The following is a 26486-nucleotide window of genomic DNA, read 5'->3' on the forward strand; positions in this document are numbered from 1 at the left end:
CAGCGTATTCGGCAAGTTCCTTTCAAACCTTTGATCATAGTCATCGATCAGGTCACCGTTCGAATCGACATGGCGCTTTCCGTTTTCATCGGCCCGGAAGCGGCTTCCAATGATCAGTCCGGGATGCATTGCCCTGAGTTCTTTTCCTAATTCATCCACCCATGCAGCTTCTTTCATCCATGCCCCATCCCATGAGCCATCAAACCAGAGTCCTTTGGCTTTAGGATAATCGGTCAGCAATTCGATCAACTGATTACGGGTAAATTCTTTGAATGTTTCATAACGGGCCTTTTGTTCATCGGTTTTCAATGCCACATAGCCGGCCCAGTTCAATCTGTCGTCGCTTGTAATGGAAGCCCCTGCCTGATACCCGGGATGATTCCAGTCAATAATGGAAAAATACAGGTAAACATCTATTCCTTCTGCATCATAAGCATCTACCAGTTCTTTTACGATATCGTTCTTGTAAGGAGTGTTGGCAATCGTATAATCAGTGTATTTACTCGGCCACATACAAAAGCCATCATGATGTTTTGTGGTGAATATCATGTATTTTGCACCCATCTGTTTTGCCTGCTTTGCCCATTTTTTCGCATCAAAGGCAACCGGATTGAATTGTTTGTACAAATTATCATATTCTTCCCTGCTGATGAGCCCGGATGAACGAAACCACTCCGCGGCATAGGTAGATATTTTTCCGTTCCATTGCCCTCCCGGAATGGCATATACACCCCAATGAATAAACTGTCCCAGACCATACTCACGCCAGCGTTGCATTTCCGGATCGGTACGTTTTCCTGTATGATGGGCACCATGTTTCAACGGAATGCGCCTGGGCGGATTATTTTGTGCCATAGCCTGAAAGGCGAATACCATGCAAATAAAAATAATAAATACACTTTTTTTCATGATTGATCTATTCTTTAGTATTTAATCGTTTTAAGTTCCTCTATTTTCACAATCCGGCATGTTCTTTCAAACGGACTTCAGGGGCGTTATTGTCCAAATCCTTATCTGCTTCGGAATAATTCCATACTATTTCATATTTATAAGAATTTCCGTCTCTTGTTACTTTTGCTTCAATCATGTTCTCCCCTTCTTTCAGGGTAACATCATCAAATATATAATGAACATACGTATATCCTTTTCTTCCTGACTTTATCTCCTCGCCATTAATGAATAACCGTGGAGTTCCCACATTCGAAAAGATGGTAACCGGTGTTACCTGATTACCTCTGTTCACCACCCTCCGCTGTGTAATATACAAAACAGGCTCTTTGCTCCAGTTGGCCTTGTACCAGTAGAACGGATCCTTTTTCGTCTTCCTGTCAAAGGTAACCAATCCTTTCATATTTCTCGATTCTACTTTTCCCTGAGATGACATTGGCGTTGCAAAATCATCAGATTTATAAAGGGATTACTCATTCATGTATCCGGAAAACTGATAACTGATTTTACTTACCTTATTTTTAATTCTTGATATATCTTATTCATATCGTCATAAAGAAAAATAATAGCCGTTCCGCAGCAACTGTTCGTATTTTTCTTTGTTAAACCTGTAATAAAACGCACCTCTTTTCGAACCCGATTTATCCTTGTCTTCCTGCTTTTCCAGAATATCCATTTCCAGAATTTTTTTCCTGAAATTCCGTTTATCCAGCGTTCGCTGGTAAATGGCCTCATAAAGTGATTGCAATTGCGGTAAGGTAAATTTTTCAGGCAAAAGATTGAAACCGATAGGTTTTGTCGCTGCCTTTTTCCTCAGAATTTCGATGGTATCGTTCAACATCTGATTGTGGTCGAAAATAAGTTTCCCTACTTTTCCAAGTGGTTCCCAACGGGCGTTATGTTTTTTACACAGGTTATCATCGAACAATTTCAGGTTGATCAACGCATAATAAGCAACTGATACAACACGTTCCCCGACATCACGTCCGAGTTCGCCATAAGTGCCGACCTGTTCCATAAAAACATCGCTGATGCCGGTATATTCGTACAGTACACGTGTCACGGTTTCCGAAAGACTTTCATCCGAACGTAAAAAACCTCCCATTAAAGTATCTTCTCCTTTCAATGGCTCAAATTTCCGTTTAGAAACGAGGAGATATAACCTGTCATCCTTGAATCCTAAAATAATACAATCTACTGCTACGAAAAACTTTTCCTGTTCCTGATAAAATGGACACATTAAATTACAAGTTTATGGAAGTGCTTACTTGTTAATCAATATTTTTTAAAGATCACAAAACAAATCACTTAACATCCGGTAAATTATTTTAAAATGATTTTGTAGATCCCAAACGACTGAGGTTCTGCTTTCACCGTTAAAATACTGTTATCCAGACTTGCCGTTGTTTCTTGCAGAACAATCCGGTTCGGATTTTCCAGCGAATTGATGGCTTTTAATTCGTTGTCCTGCATTTTAACACACTCACCAAGCATCAGCACTGTATTTTTCTTTATTCCCGAAAGGGTGATTTTAACCTCTTGCGCACCGGTACCTGTGTTTACTATTTTAACGATGTAACAGTTCGCATCTTTGTCTAATACTGCCGAAGCATACATACCGTTTTCACCTGTGACCGTGTTCCCGTTTTGCAATAATGATGCTGTATTGGTTCCTTTTTCTCTGGCATAAACCTGTTGCACATAATAGTTGGGTGTTTTTACGACCGAGAGGTTGTTGAACCAGATTAAATCCGGGTTCCACTGCCACGCGTCGTAATGGGCGAACAACGGTGCATAGGTGCACATGTGTACAATATCGGCATTACGTTCCAGCCCTGTCATGAAAGCGGCTTCATAAAGCGCCGAAAGGAAATTGTTCTGTTTTCCTGATGGATGGTCGTGGCACGCATATTCGCCCGCAAAAACGGCAGGACCTTTGCGGTCGTACTTGTCGTAACGGGCGGCACTGTTCAGAAACCACTGCGGGTCTTTGTAATAATGCTCGTCAACCAGATCGACTTTCAGGCGTTTCATCTCGGGCCACAGGTAGTCGAATTCTTTTCCGTCGGCCGAAGGTCCGGAACTTCCGATGATCTTGATACCGGGATATCTGGCACGGATGGCTTTGATGAACGGTTCCAGACGTTCGACATATTCATTGCCCCACTGTTCATTACCGATACCGATGTATTTCAGGTTGAAGGGCGCGGGATGTCCCATTTCAGCGCGTAGTTTTCCCCAGACAGTAGAAACATCGCCATTGGCAAATTCAATCAAATCCAAAGCATCCTGAATGTACCGGTCTAACTCGCCTACGGGTACGTGGGCTTCGCAACAACCGTTCTGGTACTGACAGGCCAGTCCGACATTGACAACGGGCAGCGGTTCGGCGCCGATGTCTTCCGACAAAAGGAAATATTCGAAAAAGCCCAATCCATAGCTTTGGAAATAATCGGGAAAGAAACGGTGCATAAACGTATAGTGCCAGCGGTTTTCGTTCAGAGGACGATTTTCGACGGGGCCTACGCTTTTTTTCCAGTCGTAGCGGGTTTCCAGATCGGTTCCTTCGACAATGCAGCCACCGGGGAAACGGAAAACTCCAGGGGTTAAATCTTCCAACGCCTGTGCCAGGTCTTTGCGCAATCCGTTTTCGCGTCCTTTATAGGTGTCGACGGGAAAAAGCGAAACATGTTCCAACGCAACGGAACCTTTTGATGTGAGGAAAATACGCAGCCGTCCTTTTTCTTCGGTCGAAGACGGAGTAAGGACAATCTGGTATTTTTCCCAATCATCGGATCTGATGATCAGATCTTTTCGGGCAATGATATTATTTTGCGCGTTTATCAGTTCGACGCGGATTTTTTGCTCACCGGGCGAGTTGACTTTTTTTGCCCAGACTGAAAAGCGGTAACCGGCATCTTTCCTGAATCCCATTCCACGGAAGCCTTCGTTTTCGATTCCCGTATGCTTATGTTCATGCCCGGGATATGAAAGCACTACGTAGTGGGGATTGCGTTCGAAGGGTGGATCGTCTTTTCTTAATGCTACTTTCCCGAAAGTATTCCATCCCATCAGATTTTGCGGAAATTCGAAAGAGCGGTTCTTGACCAGTTCGGCATACAAACCACCATCGGCAGCAAAATTAATGTCCTCAAAAAACAGTCCGTACATGGTAGGTTGGATCGGAGCGCTTTTCTTTCTGGTATCGAGGGTGAGATCGATGGTTTGGGCTTTTACCATAAAGGTAAAAGTCAGTAATACGATACCTGCTGATATTTTCAATATTTTTTTCCTGTTCATAACATCCTGGCTATTAAGTTAAGTTCATTTTACTTTATTAAATGTAACTTTATATTTTTTCATATAACGATTTCTTAATCATTTTTCACTTTCATCCGCAACACCGTGAATGAATATGCGGACAGTTCCATCTCTCCCGAAAAGGTTACCTGTGCGCTTACGGGCTCTGCGCGCCTGTCATCGGGTTTCCCTGTCAAAACTGTTTTAACGGCGGTATTTTCCACATTCAGATCATCAATGTTCAACATTGCTTTTGCCTCAACAGGCAGCAGGTTGAGCAGTTTTATAATGATATCGCCTGTTTTGCTGTCGCGGACAACCGAACAGGCAATCCGTTTACAGACACCGCTGTTCCCGTCGGAAACTTTAACAAGGCTTGTAAGGTATTCGTCGCCCGGATTTTGCCCGTACAACTTCTGCACATGGTAGCCGACGGTAGGCTTTACTTCAGTGTTGTTGAAATAAATGAGGTCGGGACTCCACTGTGTATGTTTTTCTTTTGCCAGAAGCGGCGCATAAGAGGTAAGGGCTACGATGTCGCCGTTCCGTTCAATATTTGCCAGATGCAGGGCCTCGGTCAATGCTGTTTCAATGTTGTTATGGCGTCCCGGAACATGCGCCGCATATTCGCCCAGATAAACCCTGGGCTTCGAGCGGTCGTAGCGGTCGTAATAATCCTGATTGTGGATGAACCATCCGGGCGGGACATAATAATGTTCGTCGATCATCTGAATGCCCGTTTCAGTGGCTACACGCCATCCTTCGGTGTAGTCGCTTCCTTCGTAAAATGGCCCCGCGGTTCCGACAATCATCATTTCAGGATATTTTTCCTTAATGGCACGGCATATCATCACGAAACGTTCTTCAAAAACATCGGAAATAAGGTCTTCGTTGCCTATTCCTATATATTTCAATCCGAAAGGTTCCGGATGCCCTGCATCGGCACGCATTTTCGCCCATTTGTTTTTCTTCGGGTCGCCATTGGCCCATTCAATCAGATCGAAGATCTCCTGAATGTAATCCTGCATTTCATCCAACGGGATACCACACTGCTGTCCGTGTCCGCCTGTTCCTGAGTTCTGACAGGGCACACCGGCAGCGAGGACAGGGAGCGGTTCGGCACCGATATCTTCGCAGAACAGGAAATATTCGTAATACCCCAATCCCATTGTCTGGTGATACCCCCACAGGTTGCGGTCGGGTTTGCGCGATTCAAGCGGTCCGATGGTATTTTTCCAACGATATATATTATCCATGCCATCGCCGTGTGCCACACAGCCGCCCGGAAAACGGACAAAACGGGGATGCATATCGGCGAGCGTTTGAGCAAGGTCGGCACGGAGACCATTCTTACGTCCCCTGAACGTTTTCTGCGGGAAAAGAGAAACCATGTCAAGGGCAATCTTCCCTTCTGCCTGCGGAATTATTTCGAGACGGGCATCGTTCACTGTTTCGTTTGCAGTAATCACTGCAAAATGTTTTTTCCATGACTGTGATATGTTTTTGATGGTGGATACACCATAAACTTCACCGTTTTTTCCGGTCAACCTTACGAGCAGGCTCTGCCCCCTGCCTTCAAGGCCACGTATAAAAACTGAAAAATCATATTTATCTCCCTTTTTCAGCGGGATGCCGTCGAAACCCTCGTTGATAAGTCCTGTTCCCGGTTTTCTGATATCGAGTACGGCGTAATGTTTGTTATTTTCATGAACAGGACCGGATGTTTCGATATGGAAACCTATATGTTCACCGTTCAGCGTCCACGCTGAACGGGCATTCCATTCACGGTGGTCGGCACCGGAAAATTCAAAATCCCGGTTACGGATCAATTCGGCATAAAGTCCGCCGTCGGCAGCATAATTGATGTCTTCGAAAAAAATACCGATGAGCATATTACTGATGGGTTTGCTCTTCGACGGATCGACCGTTACGGTTACTTCCACAGGTTTCAGCCCGGCAAAACGGACGGGGTCGTCCCGCATCAGTTCGTTGTGCAAGCCATTGCGGTATTCGGCAATCTGCCATGTCTTTATCAGATGGTCGATTTCCGTCCAGGCAATCTGATGGGTGGTTCCCGTCTGGCTTTCCCCATTGAGGATCATCACATCACGCTGGTTGATCCGTGCCGCTTCAGGAATTTTCCGTGCAGGTTCGAAATGTTTGAAATCTTTGGTAAATGTTCCGAACAGTTCTTTATCCTGTCCTTTGGTATTCACCCACGAAATAAAGTAACCGTCTTTGTCCGGATCGTAACCGATTTCGATCATCCGGCAATTACCTTGTCCTTCGAACAGATAGGGATAGGATTGCGGTTTCCAGTAGGTGAGGTTTCCGGAAGTGGTGTGGGCGATCACTCCCACATCATCATTCAGTGTCCACAGGCAATGCCAGAGTCCGTTGCCGGCACGGTACAATACGGGATCGTACATGCGCTTCTGGCTTCCCCAGCGTCCGAAATCACTTTTTACAAAAGGGTGACCGTTACCTATCGGATGCCAGTTCTCTTTATCAATACTCCATGCAAAGCGCAGGCCGTTTTCGCCATAAGCAAATATATACGCCGAATCGGGTTCATCGGCGTATATGTTGATATGTACGGTAAATAAAAAAAGTACGGACAAAAGATGTATGTATCTAAAAGGATGTAAAGGCATGTTTTATCTTCTATATAGTTTAAGAATTACGAATCAAAAACTCTGAACTTTTGATAAGGTATTTTATCTTTACTATTCTTTAGCTTGACAAACTCAAAGTTTGTTTCCTCAGTATAATACCCGGCCTTTGAGTACAACAAACTAATGCACTTTATTCTTTACAGGGTTCATGAGAAAGGTGAATTCATAATCTCCGTACGGCAAGCGGTATTGTTCCAGCGGCAATGCACCCCAACTGTTTATGCAACCCAGCCCCATCTGGATTTTATCGATACACAGGTTGGTATAGTCCACAGGTGTTACTTCAGATGAGTGTCCCTGTTTTTTACGTGTGCCTTCGTCCAACGATTCGATGCTGTAATTCAGTGCGGAAACTGAAAAGGGAGCATCAGCGGTGAATTGCAGTCCGTAACCTCCGGCATTGAGTTGATTCCACCAACGGATATCAGTTTTTGTTCCGGTTTCCTGCGGACGGATGTAAGGATAGAACTGTCCGGCTACGGTCTGGAGATAACGTCCCAGATCGGTCGAATGATGCCTGTCGGAATAATTTTCAATAGGTCCGCGGCCATAATAGTCGATCCGGTCAAATCCCTGTGGCATCTGCACTTGCATGCCGAAACGGAACATATCGGATACTTTTGCGGATTTATCTGCGGTCATTTTCTGGGTAACCATCACAGCGCCTTTATTGTTGACGATATACGTCAAAGCAAGTTTCGCGGAAATACCTGGCATATCGTATTCCGCGTCTATGATCACCATATCGTTCGTGATCTTATGTTTCAATGAAGTGAGTTTCATTTCAGGGTTCAGCCATACGCGGTACTTGTTCTGAAGGTCGGCACCGAAATCATTATCGGTCGGAGCACGCCAGAAATTGGGTTTCAATTGTCCACCGCCATTGATCAGTTCGCGACCTTCTACCTGGTATTTACACAAAAAGCCATCCCATTTACTGAAATTCAGAACAAATTCTTCTCCTTCGACAATCAGGAAATTATGGTCTTTATCTTTTACAGCCGGCACCACAACGGCAATATGACTATCTGTTATATTCTTCAGTTCCGGTCCAGACAATTTGTACGGACGAATAACCATCTGGTTTTTGGCGACGGAAAATCCTGCAGGAAGCAAGGTTTCTCCTTTTTTCAATTTATAGATCACATTCAGAAGCAATTCCTTGTCTTTGCAAATATTTTCGGTCTGAATGTCCAGTTTTATCCTGACTGTTTGTTGGGGATCGACTTTCAGCTCGTTTACGATACCGGTCTGCACTGCTTCACCGTTTGCCAGCAGCTGCCATTCCATATAATAGTCGGAAAGATCACGGAAGAAATTTTCATTATAGACATTGATTTCTCCATTTTGCAGATCGGCTGGTGTTGTCCAGATAGATTGATAGAAATAACCGACTTCGTACATGTGGGGGTTAGGCACACGGTCGGGACTGATCAGCCCGTTGTCACAGAAATTCAGGTCACTGGCATCGTAAGGGTTGAAATCGCCACCGTAACCATATATTTCAATGCCGTCCTTATTTTTCCAACGAATCGACTGATCGACAAAGTCCCAAATGAATCCTCCCTGATATTTCGGATATTTACGGACGAGGTCCCAGTATTCCTTAAATCCTCCCTGTGAATTACCCATAGCATGAGCGTATTCACACTGGATCAACGGTTTGGTAGCTTCACCTGACACATATTTCTCGCTTCTCTGGTAATCGAGATACATCGGGCAATACACATCGGTAAATTCATTCCCATGGGCTTGTTCGTATTGAACCGGCCGGGTCTTGTCTTCGTTTTTAACCCATTTGTAACAAGCCTCGAAACTGGGACCGAAGCCCGCCTCATTACCTAATGACCAGAAAATAACGGAGGGATGGTTATAGCTGCGTTGAACATTCCGCTGGTTACGCTCCATATGGGCTTTGGCATAGGAAGGATTTTTAGCGAGGGTGTGTTCACCGTACCCCATCCCATGGGACTCTACATTTGCTTCGGCCACGACATAAAGGCCATATTCATCACACAGGTCATACCAGAGATTATTATCAGGATAGTGGCAGGTGCGAACAGCATTGATGTTGAATTCTTTCATGATCTTGATATCCTGTATCATCCGTTCACGTGAAATCACGTACCCCTGGTCGGGATCCATCTCATGACGGTTGGCTCCTTTGAAAAGTACCGGCTGCCCATTAACCAGTATCTGGGCATTTTTCATTTCGACCTTGCGGAAGCCTACCTTGAGCGGAATAACTTCCAATACTTTATCACCGTTTTTTAATACTGCGGTCAGTGAGTAAAGATGGGGCGTTTCAGCAGTCCATCTGGCAGGATTACTTACTTTCATGTCTGCCGACAGTTTTCCGGAACCATTCATCCGGGCAGTGGCAACGCTGTTGCCTTTCGCATCTTTCAACTCAAGATCAACGGTTCCGCTGCCCTTCATCTGAACGGTGATATTCAGGGAACCATCACGGTATTGTGCATCCAAATCGGGTGTTATACGTATATCCTGAATATACTGTTTGTTACGGGTATAGAGATAACAATCGCGTCCTACACCCGATAGCCGGAAAAAGTCCTGGTCTTCCAGATAGGTTCCGTCACACCAGCGAAATACCTGAAAGGCGATGAGGTTTTTTCCGGGTTTCAGGTATTTTGTCAAGTCAAATTCAGCCTCCAGCTTGCTGTCTTCGCTGTATCCTACATATTTACCGTTCACCCACAGGTACATATTCGAAGTTACCGACCCGAAGTGTACAAAAATTTCCTTGTCGTTCCAGTCGGCAGGGATGATGATTTCTTTGCGGTAAGAACCTACATGGTTGTTTTCCACAGGTATTTCGGGAGGATTGTTCTTAAACTGGTTTCTCCATGCGTAACCGATATTTACATAAAGCGGATCGCCGTAACCGTTTAATTCCCAAATAGCGGGAACTTTCATATCATCCCAGCCTTTGTCGTTAAACTCTGTCCGGAAGAAATCCAGGGGGCGCTGGTCGGCGTTACGTACCCAGTTAAATTTCCAGATGCCATTCAGAGACATAAAATTTTTTGACGATGTTTTTTCTCCTTTATCAGCACTTTCAACTGATTCATAAGCAAAATAATTGGTATGCATTGGAGCGCGGTTCACTGCATTGATTTCCGGATCCTGCCATTCGTTTTTTTGTGCTGTTACCGTAAAGGCTAACATGACAAAGCAAACAATAGTAAGAAGGTGTTTTTTCATTGTTTTAATGGTTTAAAGATTATTTTTCAGTTGATTTATTCCAATATTTCTCCAATCGACCGGTTTCGTCTGCCGTGACCTGAATAACGGCTCCATGCTCGGACAAGTTAAAGTTAGTGGTTTTCATTACCCCTTCGTTAAATCGTCCCGGATTTCCAAAATAAATAAAGCCGGATGTTTCGCTGAAACCGAAATATGGCGGCTGATTGGCTGTGTATCTTGTTCGGGATACATGTTGACTTTTACTTTCTGTGAATGGGTCGTGAACGGTAAAAATGTGGCAATAAGGACCGGGCTCTTCATAATAAGTTATTAAGTGTCGATTTTACATTTATTTTAAAAATGCAATAATACAATTAATTGTTGGATCTTCAAGATTATATGCAAACCTATTTTCAAGATTATTTTATATTATTCTTTTTTTTTCTTTGTCCTGATGCAAAGAAGTAACTTAGTGAACTTAGGCGAAGCCGCTCTCACGAGCAAACGCGAGTAACAAAGCAGCCTCACGAACACCAAACCAATACTTATGGCGAGTAAATCAGGGCTGGCTTCCGGAAGCGGGAACCAAACGTATGATTCACTCTGCGATAGAGATATTCCGTTTCCCTTAATCTAAAGGCTTGGAATTGTTCTTTTGATACCCCCGTCTTCATTAAACTCTAATTTATCCATACATACTTCCCTGTATATTCCGGGATAAGGCATTCTTATTCCGTCCGGGCGCGAAATGCGGTGGTAAACAATGTACCACTCGTCCTTTCCGGGAACCTGCAATACCGAGTTATGCCCGGTTCCGTAAATTCCTCTCATTTCGTCTTTCATGATAACGATATTGTCCTGTGGAATATTTAATGGACCGAGCGGAGATTTTGCCGTTGCATAACGGACTTTGTAGTCCGGACTTCCGGTGTCGTCTTCCGACCAAAGGAAATAATACAGGCCTTTCCGGAAAAAAACATATATAGCTTCGCGGAAAGTTTTATCAGGTGTCATTACCCTGACCGTATTTTTTTTGATCGATACCATGTCTTTGTTCAATTCTGCTCCTGCCATGTAACCATTGCCCCAATAGATGTAATTCTTTTTGCTTACCGGATCATAGAACACGTCGGGATCGATTTGCTGACCACCTTTTACACCTTCGGGACGGAAATCAATGAGCGGTTGACCAGAATCGACAAACGGTCCGGCCGGATCATCAGCTACAGCGACACCTATCTTTTTAGGCTCCCGGTCTTTTCCCCCGCTGAAATAGTAGTAATATGCATATTTGTTTTTTCCTACTCTCTTTTCAATGACACATGGAGCCCAGGCATTTCCGTCGGCCCAGGAAACACCGGTTTTCAGGTCGAGAATTACCCCTTCGTCCGTCCAGTTTTCCAAATCAGATGAAGAGAAAGTTTTAAAATAGCTCCCACCCCAACCTTCAAACCCGTCGCTTGTCGGATAGATATAGTATTTTCCGGTTTTCTCAGAATAAAGAATTTCAGGATCAGCAAAATAACCGCTCAACACGGGATTTTTCTCTTCGGGAAGGACAGGAAATTCTTCGGGTATACCCCATTGGTCTGTCATGGTCTTCAGTTCTTTTCGTGTAACAGGGATCACAGTTCCATGACGCGGGTGAAAATCCATGTTTATCTGGTGGTCAATCACCTTGAAATTATCCAGGTCTACACTTTCGCAAAATTGGTATTTCCCCTTTCCATACACATCATACAATAAAATATATTTATTTTCATTGATCAGTTTAAAAACACACGAACCTTCCACCGCATCGCGGGTCTGTTGCTTATAATCAGGCTGTTCAAGCCAGCAGCCGGAAGTCAGGTTATCGGTCATGGCTTTTTTGATACCGTTCCCATGTCCTTCGGTTTTGTAAAACATATGGAAAATACCGTTCTTATAGATGATATCACCGTCAATACATGATTTACCGTTTTTGGAAAAAAACAGTTGCTTCGGCTCACCCTCCAGACCGGTAAAGTCTTTATTCGCATAAGCATAATAAATAATATCAGGATTTCCTTTTCCATGTTGCATCGACCAGTATACCATATATTTTCCGGCATGCGGGTCATAGATAGTTTGAGGCGCCCATACCCGAAGCAGGTTTTCCTGTCCGGGATAATTCTTCTGTATATTAATTTTAGAAAAAGCCCAATGAACAAGGTCACTGGATTTCATCAACACTATTCCCCGGTTCGAATCCCAACCTTTGGATGAAGTCATGTCGGTGGCAACCATATAAAATGTGTTACCATCTTCAGCACGCAAAATATGCGGATCGCGCACACCACCTGTTTCACTTATTTCTTTTGAATCGATCACCGGTTTATTTCCATTTAATGCAAAATAGCTGTATCCATCCAGGCTGATTGCAAAACATATTTGCTCCTGCTCTACTTTGTTACCCTGAAAATAAGCAAAGAGATAAGCAGTATAATCTTTTTCCACGACGTTTGAAGCGATCTTACCCTGTGCCTGCAACTGAATAGATAGACATGATATGAACGATAGAATAAATATTGTCAATTTTCTCATTTTTAAATAATCTTATTTTGTTTTATATGATTTGTTGATATCACATTATTCTACAAATAATATTAAGTGTTGTTTTTACATTTATTTTCAAATTGCAATACTACAACATAATTGCTATATATGCAATAATATTTATGATTATGCAGAAATGGAGAACAATTTAATGGCAGACTACCGGTAGATTACCGGAATATTCCATGTTATCTTCTTTTGTCTCTTTGAAATATAGAATTAAACCGTTTTGTAAAGGTGATTCTCCCACTTCCCGATAAAATACCGATTGCCTTATTTTCCGAAAATGAAGGAAACAGGATATTGGCCAGGTAAGAAAGATCCAATGACCATGAATGTTTGGCATATCCTGTTGATATACGCGGAAAAACAGTTGGGGATATTTCCGGTTTTTGTTTACCGAACCGGTTCAGCTTTTCACTTCCGAAGTGTATCCCAACGGTCGTCGACAAATTAATAAACCAATTAGTCCTGATTACCCATGTGTAGGCATATCCGGCACTGACCCCGAATTGAAAACTACGCACAAAATTCTTTTCCTGAACAATAAAGGAACTATCAGACTCAATGCTGGTAAAATAAATTCCTGCGCCAACCAGAAGTGATCCGGCCGATCTCAGTTGTTTTTCGCTCCGGTCAAAAGCCGCTTTGTAAGAAAACTTTTTATGGTTGAACACATATTGTGAAAAAAGCCCGTAATTATACATCTTTACGTCAGGACACACCCTGATCGTTTTATCATCCTCCTCCACGTAAAAGCCTTTATAATTCTGGATAAAGATGTCAAATGCGAACATTCTCCCATAATTATGAAATTGAAAATCAACGGATTTTGTCCGGCCTAATTTTTTGTCTCGCAGAAAATCAAATCCATAACCATAACTAAGGCTAAATGCTGCATTTTTCCATGAAAAACCCAGCCCGATGCTTGCCGGGGTATTAGGAATATAGGCAATATCACGATCCGGCTCGAATTCCTGAACCAGAAATGCAAAATCTTTCACAATATATGTGCTTATGGCCATTTTCCGGTCAAAACGGCCAACATACGAAGTATCCCTTTGTGCGTTGGATACAAACGACAAAAACAATAAAGGCAGGAAAAACAGGAATATGCGCACCTAAAATTGAACAAAATGTTTCGGCCGGCAAAAGTAATCTTTATTTCCGAATAAGGCTTATATCATTAACTTCCCGGATAATCAGCCGTAATAATGCAAACAAAACAGATCATCCTCTTTTCATCATCAATGCACTGTAAAAAGAATGTGCATACAATGCATCTCCCAATTGCCGGTGGTTCATACGTTGATTGATATATTTCATTTTTTCCACATCAATGTACGAAGGGAAAAGACCATCTTTTCCCGCATTACCCAATAGATGATCTATCCGGTCACTGTCCCTGGCAACACGTAATGAAACGGTTGGTATTGTATTACCCATTTTGGAAGTCCGCCAACGGATATCTTCGGGAACAACTCCTGCAATGGCCATCCGAAAAGGATACCTATGGTAACCGTTCTTTACCCTCAGGTGGATAGGTAGCGCCAATACATATTCCAGTAATCTTTTGTCAGCCAAAGGATTCCTATATTCTATATGGTAATAGGCAGCATGTGCCGCACATTGTTCGAGGCGATGGCACACAAAAGCTTCGGTAATACGGGCACGTTCAAGTTCCCTGACACCCCAGGAAACAGGATAAGTAGTCCTGTTGAACAATCTGTCCCGTAGATGCATCCTGTCCGCATACTCATTGGTAGCTACATGGCAATTAAAGCTGTTTTCCCTCCAGTTGACTGATTTACCCGGAACACCCTTGATCATACGATAAAATCCCGGTGCATAATGGGATATCATCTTCAAAGTAAAAGCATATCCTGTTTTGAATATGTCCCGATGTACTTTCCCATAGATAAGGCTCCATAAATAACGGTATTGATGATGGCGCAAAAAATCATTTTCTAATCTTCCTCCCAAGCTGGTAACCAGTTCGTCTCCCGGAAATCCGGAAAGCAATACACGAACACCTTCCTGATGTGCCTTTTCATACAATGCATCACAAAATACAGGAAAAGGATAACCGGTAGGATAATCAAACCGTTGGTTGCATAATTGAAATTCATCCAGAATACCTTTATCCTCTGCTGTAATAAAATGTTGCTGATCAATGTTGGCATATAATCCCAATGATTCAATAAAGATCCGTTCATCATCAAAAGGATAGGTTTTTCCCTTTGCCCATTCTGGAAGGACATGAGAATAAGTGCTGAGTGATTTGTTTTGCTGTCTCAACGCCTGGTTAGCGAATGCTGCTATCCCGGAAGAATCCAGCCCACCGCTCAATTCCGCCCCGACCGGAAAAGCAGAACGGACACAGGAACTTATACTCTCTTCAAACAATGCCCTCAATTCATCATAATAATCCTGTTCCCTCTTGTAATGAATTTCCCGGGAAATATCCAGTTCCCAGTATTGTTCCAGTGTTAGTTTATCAGGAGTCACTTTCAGATAATGAGCCGGAGGTAATTTCATCACTTGTGCGAAAGGCGATGCGTTTTTTTCCGGAGTTACACCAATCAAAATATCTGCGATCCAGTCATCACTGAGCACATGTGGAATGTCCCCGGAAGCAATGATTCCTTTCGGTTCGGTCGCAAAAATAAATTTTCCGGTATTAAAATAATAGAAAAAACCGCGGGCGCCAATATGATCCCTGGCACAAAACAACTCCCGTTCAGCACAATTCCAGATAGCAAAAGCATAATCGCCTGACAAATACCTGCAACAATCACTACCCCATTTCTGGTATGCTTTCAATATGTAAATACTATCCGCATTACTGGCATCATTCTTTAAGTCCAGTATGGGTGACAACTCCGGACGGTTATCGATCCGGGCATCTGCAGTAATGATCAATTTCGATTCCTGATCCTGATAAGGAAGTATCTCGGATAAAGATTCTTTCGTAGTATGCATCAACAAGCATCCCAGAAACCCGTCAGGATTTATATGAACGGAAGACTTGTCCGGTGACCATGATGATAAGGATTGCATCATATCATCGGACAAACCGTCGCGAAGTGGTTGGTTTTTAAGAGAGATATATCCGAAAATATGGGACATAACAACTGTTTATGATGCAACCATAATTCCTATTCTGGTTCCGGATAGGACCAGACGTAATAAAAGACTCCCTGTTAATAAGCAAACAGCGGATAATCCTTCATGGTTTTGTTGACCTTATCCTTTACCTTGTTCAGGACTGCATCGTTGTCTACATTAGAAAGCACAGTGTCGATCATTTCAACAATTTCTGTCATCAGACCTTCTTTCGCACCTCTGGTGGTGATGGCAGGAGTACCTAAACGTATTCCTGACGTGAGGAAAGGAGAACGCGAATCGAAAGGAACCATATTTTTATTGGTCGTGATGTCCGCTTTTACCAAAGCATTTTCAGCTATTTTCCCGGTCAGGTCAGAGAATTTTGACCGTAAATCGATCAGCATACTATGGTTATCTGTTCCGTTTGAAATCACTTTATAGCCTTTATCCATCATTGCCTGAGCCATGGCAGATGCGTTTTTCATCACCTGTATGACATATTCCTGATAACTGTTGGTAAGTGCCTCTCCAAAAGCTACTGCCTTGGATGCGATTACATGTTCCAGCGGTCCGCCCTGTATCCCCGGAAAGACAGCTGAGTCCAGCAATTGTGACATCATCTTGATTTCTCCTTTGGGCGTGGTCAGTCCCCATGGATTTTCAAAATCTTTTCCGATCATGATCATACCTCCGCGGGGTCCCCGTAAGGTTTTATGTGTGGTAGTAGTAACAATATGACAATGAGGAAACGGGTGATTTAATTGTCCTTTCGCAATCAATCCTGCAGGATGGGCAATATCCGCCATCAGTAAAGCACCGATTTTATCGGCAATAGCCCGCATACGGGCATAATCCCAGTCACGTGAATAAGCCGATGCACCGGCAATGATCATTTTTGGCTTTTCTTTCAACGCCGTAGCTTCCATCTGGTCATAATCGATCCTTCCGGTCTCTTCCGTTACTTTGTAAGCGACAGGACGGTACAATATACCGGATGAATTAACCGGGGAACCATGGGAAAGATGTCCACCATGGGAAAGATCGAATCCCATAAAAGTATCACCGGGTTTCAGACAGGCCAACATCACGGCCGCATTGGCCTGTGCGCCCGAATGAGGTTGTACATTGGCCCATTCCGCACCAAAAAGTTCCTTGGCCCGGTCGATAGCTGTCTGTTCTATCTGGTCGATAATCTGGCATCCTCCGTAATAACGTTTTCCAGGGTAACCTTCTGCATATTTATTGGTCAGACAGGTGCCCATGGCTTGCATTACCTGGTCACTGACAAAATTTTCGGAAGCAATCAGTTCAATACCTGATAACTGACGTTCGCGTTCCTGGTCAATCAAGTTAAAAATGTGTGTATCCCTGTTCATTACGATAAGATTATAGATTTTCGATGTTATTTTAAAGCCATCAAAGATACCAATAAAATAGTATTCTCCTTTCAGTCGACGGGATAAATTTGATCTGAAAAAGCGGCTCCTAACTCTGGAAAGTAGTCGAATTAACCCATTCAGGGGCTATAAGTTCCATTCCTTTATATCTAAGTAATAACTGGGCAACAGCCAGTACATCTTTTTCACAATAGCGCACAATCCGTAATAAATCATTCTCCCGCCAGTACACTCCGGCTACCTGGCTTCCATCGATATCATCCTTGGGAGAAGGAATACCAAAAATATGGGTCAATGTCTTCAAAGAAGTGTAACTTTTGTAATCCCCAAAACGCCATAGCTCCATGGTATCTAAAAAAGAAACTTCCCATGGTTTTTTTCCGGCAATATCCAGGATAGAAGGCAGCCGGATAGTGTTCACCAGCATGCGCCTGGCAATATACGGAAAATCAAATTCTTTCCCGTTATGGGCACATAATTGTACTTTATGCTGTGATGAGAAACGGGACACCAGATCCGAAAACTCTTTCAACAGGGTTGATTCATCGTCATTATAACAGGATTTTATCCGGAAGGCCAGTCCCCCATCGGTATGTTTATGGATGAATCCGGCCGAGATACAGATGATTTTTCCAAATTCTGCATATATACCGGCTCTTTCGTACACATCACCGGCAGTTTGCCCTTCTTTGCAAAATGATGCCGATTTCAGCTCCCAGAGATACTGTGAAGTTTCATCCAGTCCTGAATAATCAGGAGATTGGGGAACCGTTTCAATATCCAGAAAAAGAATATCTTCAAGATAAATATGATCCAGCATTTGATGTTTTTAAAGTTAGTCGTATAAAAGTTGTTGGCCCGAATTCATTTCGGGCCAACAGGATTGTCTTGAATATTAGTGGCAACTTCCGTCACAGGAGCCACAATCATCAGGAGAACAACCTCCACCGTGAATATGACCATGTGCCAGTTCTTCGGCAGTAGCGTCACGGACATCCACTACTGTTCCGGTGAAGTATAGGTCATCTCCGGCCAAAGGGTGGTTGAAATCCATGACTACAGTATCTTGTTTTACTTCGGCAACAATGCCGTTCAGGTGATTTCCCTGCGAGTCAGTCATAGGAATAGCATTTCCTTCGAACAACAAGTCTTGGTCAATTTCCCCATCTACCATAAAAGCTGTTTTGGGTATTTCCACCAATGCTTCTTCCACTGCCGGACCATATGCATTTTCACTGGTCAACAGAAAAGCAAAATCATCACCTGTTTTCAGGTTTTCGATATTACGTTCGAATTCAGGCAAAAGGTTACCTGTTCCGTATATAAATACCAAAGGGCGGTCAGCATTTACAGTTTCTATGATTTCACCGTCCTTTTTTTCGAGACGAAGCTCGTAGGACAATGACACTACTTTGTTTTTCGAAATGTTCATTAGATTGATTGGTTAAATATGATATGAAACGACAAAGTAATCCGAATATCTTGAACTTTCAAAATTTTTTAAGGACGGATCGATACTTTGTTTTGATGTTTTTGTATTTTTTTCTCTAAATTTTCTTTTTCCCTGAGTCGCGGAATTTCCTTAGAAAGAGCCATTTTCCAATAAGAGACAGCCTGATCCGGTTCTTCCCGGGATTCGTACCAGTCTCCCAGCAAATGATATACATCATACATTTCCGGATTACTGGATATAAAGCGATCCCTGAATGATTCATCAACCGTTATCTCATTTTTCTTACTTATACCGGCTTTTAAAGAATCACGCATCTGCCTGTACTGTAAAAAATGGGCATAATCAATGGAATATAAGAGGGTGTCGGCTGGTATATTTTCCGCAGCATAAGACAAATCTTTAGCTTGAAGAAGACGGTCAGCGGTCATGGTGAAAATGCTGTCCATCCGGTAAGCTTTCATTTCCCCCAGCTGATATGGATGGGTAGACACTATAAATTTCTTTTCAGAAGGATGGAATATTACAGAATGATGTGCGATCAACTGATTGATGGATTTTTCATTTCCGTATCCGATATGCTTATCATTCAGACCTCTTGTTTCCCGAAGTATTGACGCTGTTAAATGTTCGTCCACCCCACTTTTTCCTTCCAATAATTCACGGACCCGTGCATAACGGTATGGACTGTCGCTTTCCCTGATATTTTCGATATTCATTGCATCATCAGCAAAAGCTTTGCCCTGAAAATGGTTGGTACACACGATCTGGTTCCCTGATGAAGTATACAATGCAGTTTTCTCCGGTGTTTTTTCAATGACAGCTGCTTTATTGTCTGAAAGAGAGCCGATCAAAAAGGACTCGGAAACAAAAACCTGTCGTTTCCCTGCAATTCGTTGCGCTTCTTGTATTGTGGATGCATATTGCAGGATTTCCCGTGCCAGCAAAGAAACAGGCATGGCAGAACTGGTCGGGATACCGGATTTGGCGGCATTGATCGTTACCGTCAATCCTTTTTCGTTCATGCCCGACAATACACCGCACATCCCTGCCCAACCAATCATTACAAACGGATAACCCGTGTCCGGATTAACAAAACACAACAATTTGTTCTCAGCAAAACGTTCACCGGCATGAAAATCGAAATTACGGCCTATGAGCAGCTGATTGTCTTGTGTCCGGTTGTCCCATAGGGCAAATGAAGTACAACCCACCAGATTCATGTTCTGTAGGGCATGTCCGATATCGTGTGCTGCATGATAGTTGAGTTGCCGCAAATAGGCAGGAGCAATAAAATCAAAACGGGAAGAGGTCGATAAAGAAACGCCATAAATTTCCTGTTGGTATTCTTCCGGAATATATTCGGGTAAATTCCGGTTGAAAAAAGCAACAAAATAACGCAAAAAATTGAGGTAAGAAGGAGACGGGACATATTGATTGATCATCTCAACAAAAGCATCCTCCTGGTATTCGAGCAATTCCCTGGTCAGTTTTCCGAAAGCTACACCACGTTCAAAAGCGTTTCCTTCCAGATAGACTTCCCACAATCCGCCGGGACTCCGATGTAACCAGTTATTACCGACAAAATATAAACTATCATTTACCTGTGTTCGCTGCCATTGTATACAAGTCGTATCTTTGATGTCTGGCGGAGGAATATGAATGTTCCGTATATAAACGACAGCCACTATGATTAAGATCATGAAAACAGCCAGTATCACTAATAATATATGCCGGAATTTTATCTTCATCTTACTGTTTGAATCTGTGAAAAAAATCAGAGAACGCCCTGCATCAGGTTGTCTTTTACCTTTTCAAAAAACTTTTCCGGAAAAATAACTGGTGCCAGCTTTCCGACCGGTTCGTATAGATACGTTCTTTCCAGTTGTTCTTCGGATATGAAATGTTTCTGGTCATTGATCTTATTGAGCAATACAATGATCAGACTTAATATAATGGCGTTGGCAAATATTCCGAATGTAGCGCCGGCTAAGCGGTTAATCAGCCCAAGTGTTGCTACATTAGCCAGTTTGGTGACAATATATCCGGTCAGGTACACCAATATCAACACAATTAAAAAGACAATCACAAAAGAGACAATGGAACATGCCAGTTCGCCGATATTAAAATGTTGCATCAATAAAGGAGATACCTTTCCCGAGAGAGTGAATCCACCCCAGATACCAAGGATCAGTGCGATAATAGCAAAACTTTGAATGATAAATCCCTTTTTGAATCCCTTATACGCACCCCATCCCAGACACACCAGAATAATGATGTCGATTACATAATTCATGATATGGAAAGGGTTAATGGTAATAGAACAGGATAGTATACATCCAAAGAAAGGGTACTAGGGCATAATTTTTTCATAAAAGGCCCCGTAATCCTGGATATAAGTATCGTTATGATGTTGAATGACCGGTTTTTTAGTAGAATCGAGATATTCCAGTACTTCAGGATGGACAGAATCGCCTACGGTTATAAAGCCATCCGAAAAGTTGATTGCCAGCTTACTTAAAGCCACATAGTCGGCATCGTTCAAGACGGCTACATCTTTTTTAGACACGCCGTCGGTAATTGCTTTTGTTTTGAAATCCGGGGCAAAGGAACCGTCAAAAGCATCACCGTATAAAGAATATACAACTTTAGCCTTGGAAAACAGAGGATCTTCTCGGAAAGCCTTTTTCACATAGAGGGGTACTAATCCTGTGAACCACCCATGGCAATGCACTACATTCGGAACCCAGCGTAATTTACGAACTGTTTCCAAAACGCCACGTGCAAAGAAAATAGCCCGCTCATCATTATCCGGGAAATATCCATCCTTATCATCAGATAAAATGTTTTTCCTTCCGAAATAATCATCATTATCAATGAAATAAACCTGCATCCTTGCCGATTGGATGGAAGCTACTTTGATGATCAACGGGTGATCAGTGTCATTAATGATCAGGTTCATCCCCGATAACCGAATTACCTCATGCAATTGGTTTCTTCGCTCATTAATACAACCATACCTAGGCATAAATGTCCGGATTTCTTTCCCTTGTTCCTGGATTCCCTGCGGTAAATTTCGACAGATAACCGACATTTCTGTTTCGGGAAGGTATGGTGTAATTTCTTGAGCTATAAATAATACCTTCATGCTTCTTTTGTAAAAATACTAATAAAAATAATTGTGCAAAGATAATAAAAAAAAATCGAATATAAACAATACCCCAAGTGTAGAAAAAAGCAAAATTCCTCTATTGATCTGATATTATGCTAATTGGAAAAATAGCCCATGAGTTTTAGGAAAAGTGAATAGCATTTTACGGTCTGGTAACCGGTTCTTCAAATTAATGATTACATTTGTTGCTTATCCGGCATGCCGCAACGTTAGATTTTGCTTATGACAAAATTGGTTTTTATTATTGAACTGGTATATATTGTAATGGTCCTTGTGGTTTCTATTAAGGCCATTTATGATACGCACGATTCCGTAAAAGCACTGGGTTATGTACTGATCATTATCTTTATTCCCGTCGTAGGTATCCTGTTTTATGTCTCATTCGGGCTTAATTACCGCAAACGTAAGTTATACAGTAAAAAGATCATTTATAATGACGCCCTGTTCGAGCAGGTCAAACAGTATACCCTACTTTCTTCGCACCAGGAAATGGAGAAACACAAAGATTTACTGGGAGATAAGGTTGGAATTGCGGAAATGATGCTTTCCAAGTCCCGGCTTCCTCTTTTCCCGGTGGAAGATGTAAAACTGCTGGTCAATGGTGAAGAAAAATTCCCTGAAGTATTTGAAGTACTTGAAAAAGCAAAACATCACATTCATATCGAGTATTATATCTATGCCAATGATGAAATCGGAAATAAAGTAAAGGACATTTTGATAAGAAAAGCCAAGGAAGGTGTAGAGGTCAGATTTATTTATGATGATTTCGGATCAAGGCGACTGGGAAAAATGGAAAAAGAACTTCGTGCGGCAGGGGCAGAAGTATATCCGTTCTATAAAATTATTATCCCGATGCTGGCCAGTAGGATGAACTACCGGAATCACCGTAAAATTATTGTAGTAGACGGAAAATATGGCTTTGTCGGAGGAATCAACATAGATGACCGTTATATCAACAATGGAAAAAACCGGCTTTTCTGGCGGGATACTCATCTGATGGTGAAAGGACAGGCTATTTTCGGGTTACAATATACTTTTATCGGGGACTGGAACTTTTGTGCCGGACAACAGCTGGAATTATCCGAAGCATATTTTCCTATTCATACTATGACCCCGGATTCATTACGTCCAAATTCGTTAGTACAAATGGTTGACAGCGGTCCCGATTCGGAACTGGCCAATATCATGCTGACTTTTATGGGCGCTATTGCTATTGCCAAGAACCGGGTGTATATCACTACGCCATATTTCATTCCGAACGGGACCATCATGAATGCCATCAAATTTGCTGCATTGAAAGGAGTAGATGTACGTTTGCTCGTACCCGGCATATCCGACTCCCGATTCGTTAATGCCGCATCCTGCTCCAACTATCGTGAATTACTGGATGTAGGGGTCAGGATTTACCGCTACCAGAAAGGATTCGTACATTCCAAAACCATGGTAGTAGACGATAATCTATCCATTATCGGTTCGGCCAATATGGATATACGAAGTTATGATCTGGATTTTGAAATCAATGCTTCAGTTTTCGACAAAAAATTGAACAAAGAGCTGGCAGATGTTTTTATGGACGATATCAGTGAAAGCATCGAACTGGACCTGATGATATGGAAACGACGCAGTCGGCTGGTCAAGCTGGGTGAACGGATCGCCAGATTACTTTCTCCATTATTGTAGTTGATACCCGGATGATCTTTCATTCATAAAATAACGGTTTTTTACAGAATTCATTCATAAAATAACGGTTTTTTCGACTTCACACCCAGTTATTGCTTACAAATTGTAAGCCACCACACCACAAGTACAGGAAGGTTTTTACCCGAAGAACCTATTTACAACACATATTTTTGAATGATTACATAACAATTTGATAAAAATCATACCCAACAAAAAACATTTTTTATACTTTTGGGTATATATTATATTGTCACACCTTATAAATACCAATATCATGAATGTCGATCGGATTTTAATTGATTTGGAAAAACGGAACCCCGGTGAATATGAATACCATCAGGCAGTCCGGGAAGTACTGGAATCTATTGAAGATGTCTGTAATGAAAATCCGCAGTTCGAATCTGCGGGTATCATCGAACGATTGATCGAACCGGACAGGGTATTGACATTTAAGGTACCCTGGATGGACGATGAAGGGAAAGTACATGTGAACAGGGGTTTCCGCATTCAGTTCAACAATGCCATAGGGCCTTATAAAGGTGGATTACGTTTTCATCCGAGTGTTAACCTCAGCATTCTTAAATTCCTCGGCTTTGAACAGATCTTTAAAAACAGTCTTACTTCTTTGCCCATGGGAGGAGCCAAAGGAGGCTCTGATTTTGATCCTAAAGGCAAATCTTCCAACGAGATCATGCGTTTCTGCCAGAGTTTTATGCTGGAAATGTGGAAGATCATCGGCCCGGAAGTGGATGTTCCTGCCGGAGACATTGGCGTTGCCGGCCGTGAAATAGGCTATTTATACGGAATGTACAAAAAGCTCTCCGGAGAGCACAACGGCGTCCTCACCGGAAAAGGGATCAATTGGGGTGGAAGTCTGATACGGCCTGAAGCTACCGGTTACGGGGTCGTTTATTTTGTCAACGAAATGCTGGCAACAATTGGAGAAACAATTGAAGGAAAGACCATTGCATTGTCCGGTTTTGGAAATGTTGCCTGGGGTGTCGCGAAAAAGGCTGCCGAACTAGGTGCAAAAGTAGTCACCATATCAGGTCCGGACGGATATATCTATGACAAAAACGGAATAAGTGATGAGAAAATAGAATATATGCAGGAATTGCGCGCCAGTAATGATGATATTGTCAAACCTTACTCTTACGAATTCGAAGATGCGGAATACCATCCGGATATTCATCCGTGGGAAGTTAAATGCGATATTGCTATCCCTTGTGCTACCCAGCACGAACTAAATGAAACAGATGCGCAAAACCTGATCGACAACGGATGTATATGCGTTTGCGAAGGTGCAAACATGCCCTGTACACGGGGAGCTGTGGACCTGATTCAAAAAAACCGGATTTTATTTGCCCCGGGAAAGGCTGCCAATGCAGGAGGTGTTGCCACTTCCGGATTAGAAATGAGTCAGAATGCAATGAAATTCAACTGGTCACTGGAAGAAGTGGATATGCGCCTGCACCAGATCATGCAAAATATTCATGCTTCGTGCCTTAAATATGGTGAAACCGATAATGATGATTACATCGACTATGTAAAAGGAGCTAACATAGCAGGTTTCCTGAAAGTAGCCAACGCTATGATCGACCAGGGGATTATTTAAAATGCTCCTGATCGACTGAAACTCCTTAATACTACATTTTATTTTAAAAATTGTAAATGCCACCGGTAAAAACCGGTATTAAATTTTGTGTGTCCCATAAATATAGGGTTTATTTGGAGAAAAAATCACACATACATTTTACTTCCTTAAACCTGATAAACAGCTATATGCCTTCACACAAAATAAAAAAGATATTGAAATCCAGATATCTGCTTATCTCCCTCTGGTATTGACAGGAAATACCCGGAAAATATTGATCATTTTGTCTGTTTTACCCTCCCCCACTAATACCGTTTTCTCAATCTACATTCGAACATTTTAAAGAAAGATATATATCCTTACCAAAGAGTATTTTTCCACTTTTAAACACCCTTATATGTTTAAAAAATATCTATCTTTGATCAGAATATTTCGATTTATTTCGATTTATATTTTGATCGGGTTTTGATTTAACAATTGATCGTACGGTAATTTGTATAAAGAAAAGTATCAATTCATTGAATATTATGCGGGATTTTTCAGTTATTGCATTAATTTTCATATGTTGTATGACAGCATGTCACACCAAAAGACAAGGAAAGTTCCAATTTCATAAAAATCCGGTGATCGCTCACCGGGGAGCCTGGAAAAACACCGGACATCCTCAAAATTCAATTGCTTCGCTTCGGGCTACGATAGCATTGAATTGTCATGGATCGGAACTGGATGTTCATCTCACGGCTGATGACTCATTGGTTGTATACCATGATCTGACACATCATGGTATGGTAATAGATTCGACCAGATATAGCGACCTGATAAAAATACCCTTAAAAAACGGAGAGAAAATACCGACTTTACATGAGTACCTTTCAGAAGGAATGAAACAAGCACAAACGAAACTGATCATTGATATCAAAACGCCTAAATATACACCACGTGCCCTTGAAAATGCAAAAGCGATATTAGCAAAAGTAAAAGAAATGAAAGCCGAACCCTGGGTTGAATTCCTTGTAGGAGATCTGGATGCCCTTGACATGTTACTGGCTAATACTACCCTTCCTGTTGCTTATCTGGGACGCTGGAAGAATGAATTGAAAGAAATGTATCCTGAAGAGATACTAAAGAGAAGAGTTAAATATCTGGATTATCAGGATGTTCATTATAAAGAACATCCTGATTGGATAGATGTATTCAAAAAGAACGGGATACATCTGAATGCCTGGACTGTGAACAAGGAAGAAGATATGATGTGGTTCATTGAACAAAACTTCGATTATATCACCACCGATGAACCGGAAAAACTACTTGACATCTGGAATCAATCAGACAAAAACAAACAATAAATAAGATCATGAAGAAGTGGCGGTTTCTCTTT

19 protein-coding genes are annotated in these 26486 nt (G+C 42.2%); 3 read left to right on the forward strand and 16 right to left on the reverse strand.

What is annotated here, in order from left to right; genetic code table 11:
• From LBQ60_09960 to LBQ60_10035, 16 genes are all read right to left on the reverse strand, one after another.
• Window positions 1–909 (reverse strand): alpha-L-fucosidase (locus LBQ60_09960; protein ID MDR2038237.1); only part of this gene is annotated, 909 nt, incomplete at its 3' end.
• Between the two features lie 46 nt (window positions 910–955).
• Window positions 956–1384, reverse strand: a complete 429-nt coding sequence (locus LBQ60_09965) for a DUF4982 domain-containing protein (protein ID MDR2038238.1) — start codon at window positions 1382–1384, stop codon at window positions 956–958.
• Window positions 1385–1498: 114 nt separating this feature from the next.
• A complete protein-coding gene (locus LBQ60_09970) occupies window positions 1499–2188 on the reverse strand; it encodes an NUDIX domain-containing protein (GenBank protein MDR2038239.1) in 690 nt (229 codons plus the stop codon).
• 83 nt (window positions 2189–2271) lie between these two features.
• Window positions 2272–4188 carry a carbohydrate binding domain-containing protein gene (locus LBQ60_09975; GenBank protein MDR2038240.1) on the reverse strand — a complete coding sequence of 639 codons (1917 nt, stop codon included), beginning with the start codon at window positions 4186–4188 and terminating at the stop codon, window positions 2272–2274.
• A 134-nt stretch (window positions 4189–4322) separates the two neighbouring features.
• On the reverse strand, window positions 4323–6902 hold the full coding sequence (locus tag LBQ60_09980) for a carbohydrate binding domain-containing protein (protein MDR2038241.1): 2580 nt from the start codon (window positions 6900–6902) through the stop codon (window positions 4323–4325).
• 141 nt (window positions 6903–7043) lie between these two features.
• Window positions 7044–10148, reverse strand: coding sequence for a DUF4981 domain-containing protein (locus tag LBQ60_09985; protein ID MDR2038242.1), 3105 nt, complete (start codon window positions 10146–10148; stop codon window positions 7044–7046).
• 126 nt (window positions 10149–10274) lie between these two features.
• Entirely contained in the window at window positions 10275–10451 is a 177-nt protein-coding gene (locus LBQ60_09990) for a hypothetical protein (protein ID MDR2038243.1), read from the reverse strand.
• A 312-nt stretch (window positions 10452–10763) separates the two neighbouring features.
• Window positions 10764–12695 carry a family 43 glycosylhydrolase gene (locus LBQ60_09995; protein MDR2038244.1) on the reverse strand — a complete coding sequence of 644 codons (1932 nt, stop codon included), beginning with the start codon at window positions 12693–12695 and terminating at the stop codon, window positions 10764–10766.
• Window positions 12696–12895: 200 nt separating this feature from the next.
• Window positions 12896–13828: a DUF4421 domain-containing protein gene (locus LBQ60_10000; protein MDR2038245.1), complete on the reverse strand. Its 933-nt coding sequence runs from the start codon at window positions 13826–13828 to the stop codon at window positions 12896–12898.
• A gap of 109 nt (window positions 13829–13937) precedes the next feature.
• The gene (locus LBQ60_10005; GenBank protein ID MDR2038246.1) at window positions 13938–15836 is read right to left on the reverse strand and encodes a hypothetical protein; all 1899 of its coding nucleotides are present in this window, start codon (window positions 15834–15836) and stop codon (window positions 13938–13940) included.
• A gap of 74 nt (window positions 15837–15910) precedes the next feature.
• On the reverse strand, window positions 15911–17191 hold the full coding sequence (locus LBQ60_10010) for a serine hydroxymethyltransferase (protein MDR2038247.1): 1281 nt from the start codon (window positions 17189–17191) through the stop codon (window positions 15911–15913).
• Between the two features lie 109 nt (window positions 17192–17300).
• On the reverse strand, window positions 17301–18032 hold the full coding sequence (locus LBQ60_10015) for a 3'-5' exonuclease (protein ID MDR2038248.1): 732 nt from the start codon (window positions 18030–18032) through the stop codon (window positions 17301–17303).
• A 75-nt stretch (window positions 18033–18107) separates the two neighbouring features.
• Complete coding sequence (locus tag LBQ60_10020) at window positions 18108–18644, reverse strand: peptidylprolyl isomerase (GenBank protein ID MDR2038249.1); 537 nt, start codon at window positions 18642–18644, stop codon at window positions 18108–18110.
• 68 nt (window positions 18645–18712) lie between these two features.
• Window positions 18713–20413 carry a C45 family peptidase gene (locus tag LBQ60_10025; protein MDR2038250.1) on the reverse strand — a complete coding sequence of 567 codons (1701 nt, stop codon included), beginning with the start codon at window positions 20411–20413 and terminating at the stop codon, window positions 18713–18715.
• Between the two features lie 26 nt (window positions 20414–20439).
• Entirely contained in the window at window positions 20440–20958 is a 519-nt protein-coding gene (locus tag LBQ60_10030; GenBank protein MDR2038251.1) for a CvpA family protein, read from the reverse strand.
• A gap of 57 nt (window positions 20959–21015) precedes the next feature.
• On the reverse strand, window positions 21016–21810 hold the full coding sequence (locus LBQ60_10035) for a glycogen/starch synthase (protein ID MDR2038252.1): 795 nt from the start codon (window positions 21808–21810) through the stop codon (window positions 21016–21018).
• A 246-nt stretch (window positions 21811–22056) separates the two neighbouring features.
• On the opposite strand from LBQ60_10035, the gene cls reads away from it, so the two are divergent.
• From cls to LBQ60_10050, 3 genes are all read left to right on the forward strand, one after another.
• Window positions 22057–23514, forward strand: a complete 1458-nt coding sequence (cls, locus tag LBQ60_10040) for a cardiolipin synthase (GenBank protein MDR2038253.1) — start codon at window positions 22057–22059, stop codon at window positions 23512–23514.
• A 274-nt stretch (window positions 23515–23788) separates the two neighbouring features.
• Window positions 23789–25129, forward strand: a complete 1341-nt coding sequence (gene gdhA, locus LBQ60_10045) for an NADP-specific glutamate dehydrogenase (protein MDR2038254.1) — start codon at window positions 23789–23791, stop codon at window positions 25127–25129.
• Window positions 25130–25677: 548 nt separating this feature from the next.
• On the forward strand, window positions 25678–26454 hold the full coding sequence (locus tag LBQ60_10050) for a hypothetical protein (GenBank protein MDR2038255.1): 777 nt from the start codon (window positions 25678–25680) through the stop codon (window positions 26452–26454).
• Window positions 26455–26486: the final 32 nt, after the last annotated feature.

It is taken from the genome of Bacteroidales bacterium, from assembly GCA_031275285.1.
In the GTDB taxonomy this organism is placed as follows: Bacteria; Bacteroidota; Bacteroidia; order Bacteroidales; family UBA4181; genus JAIRLS01.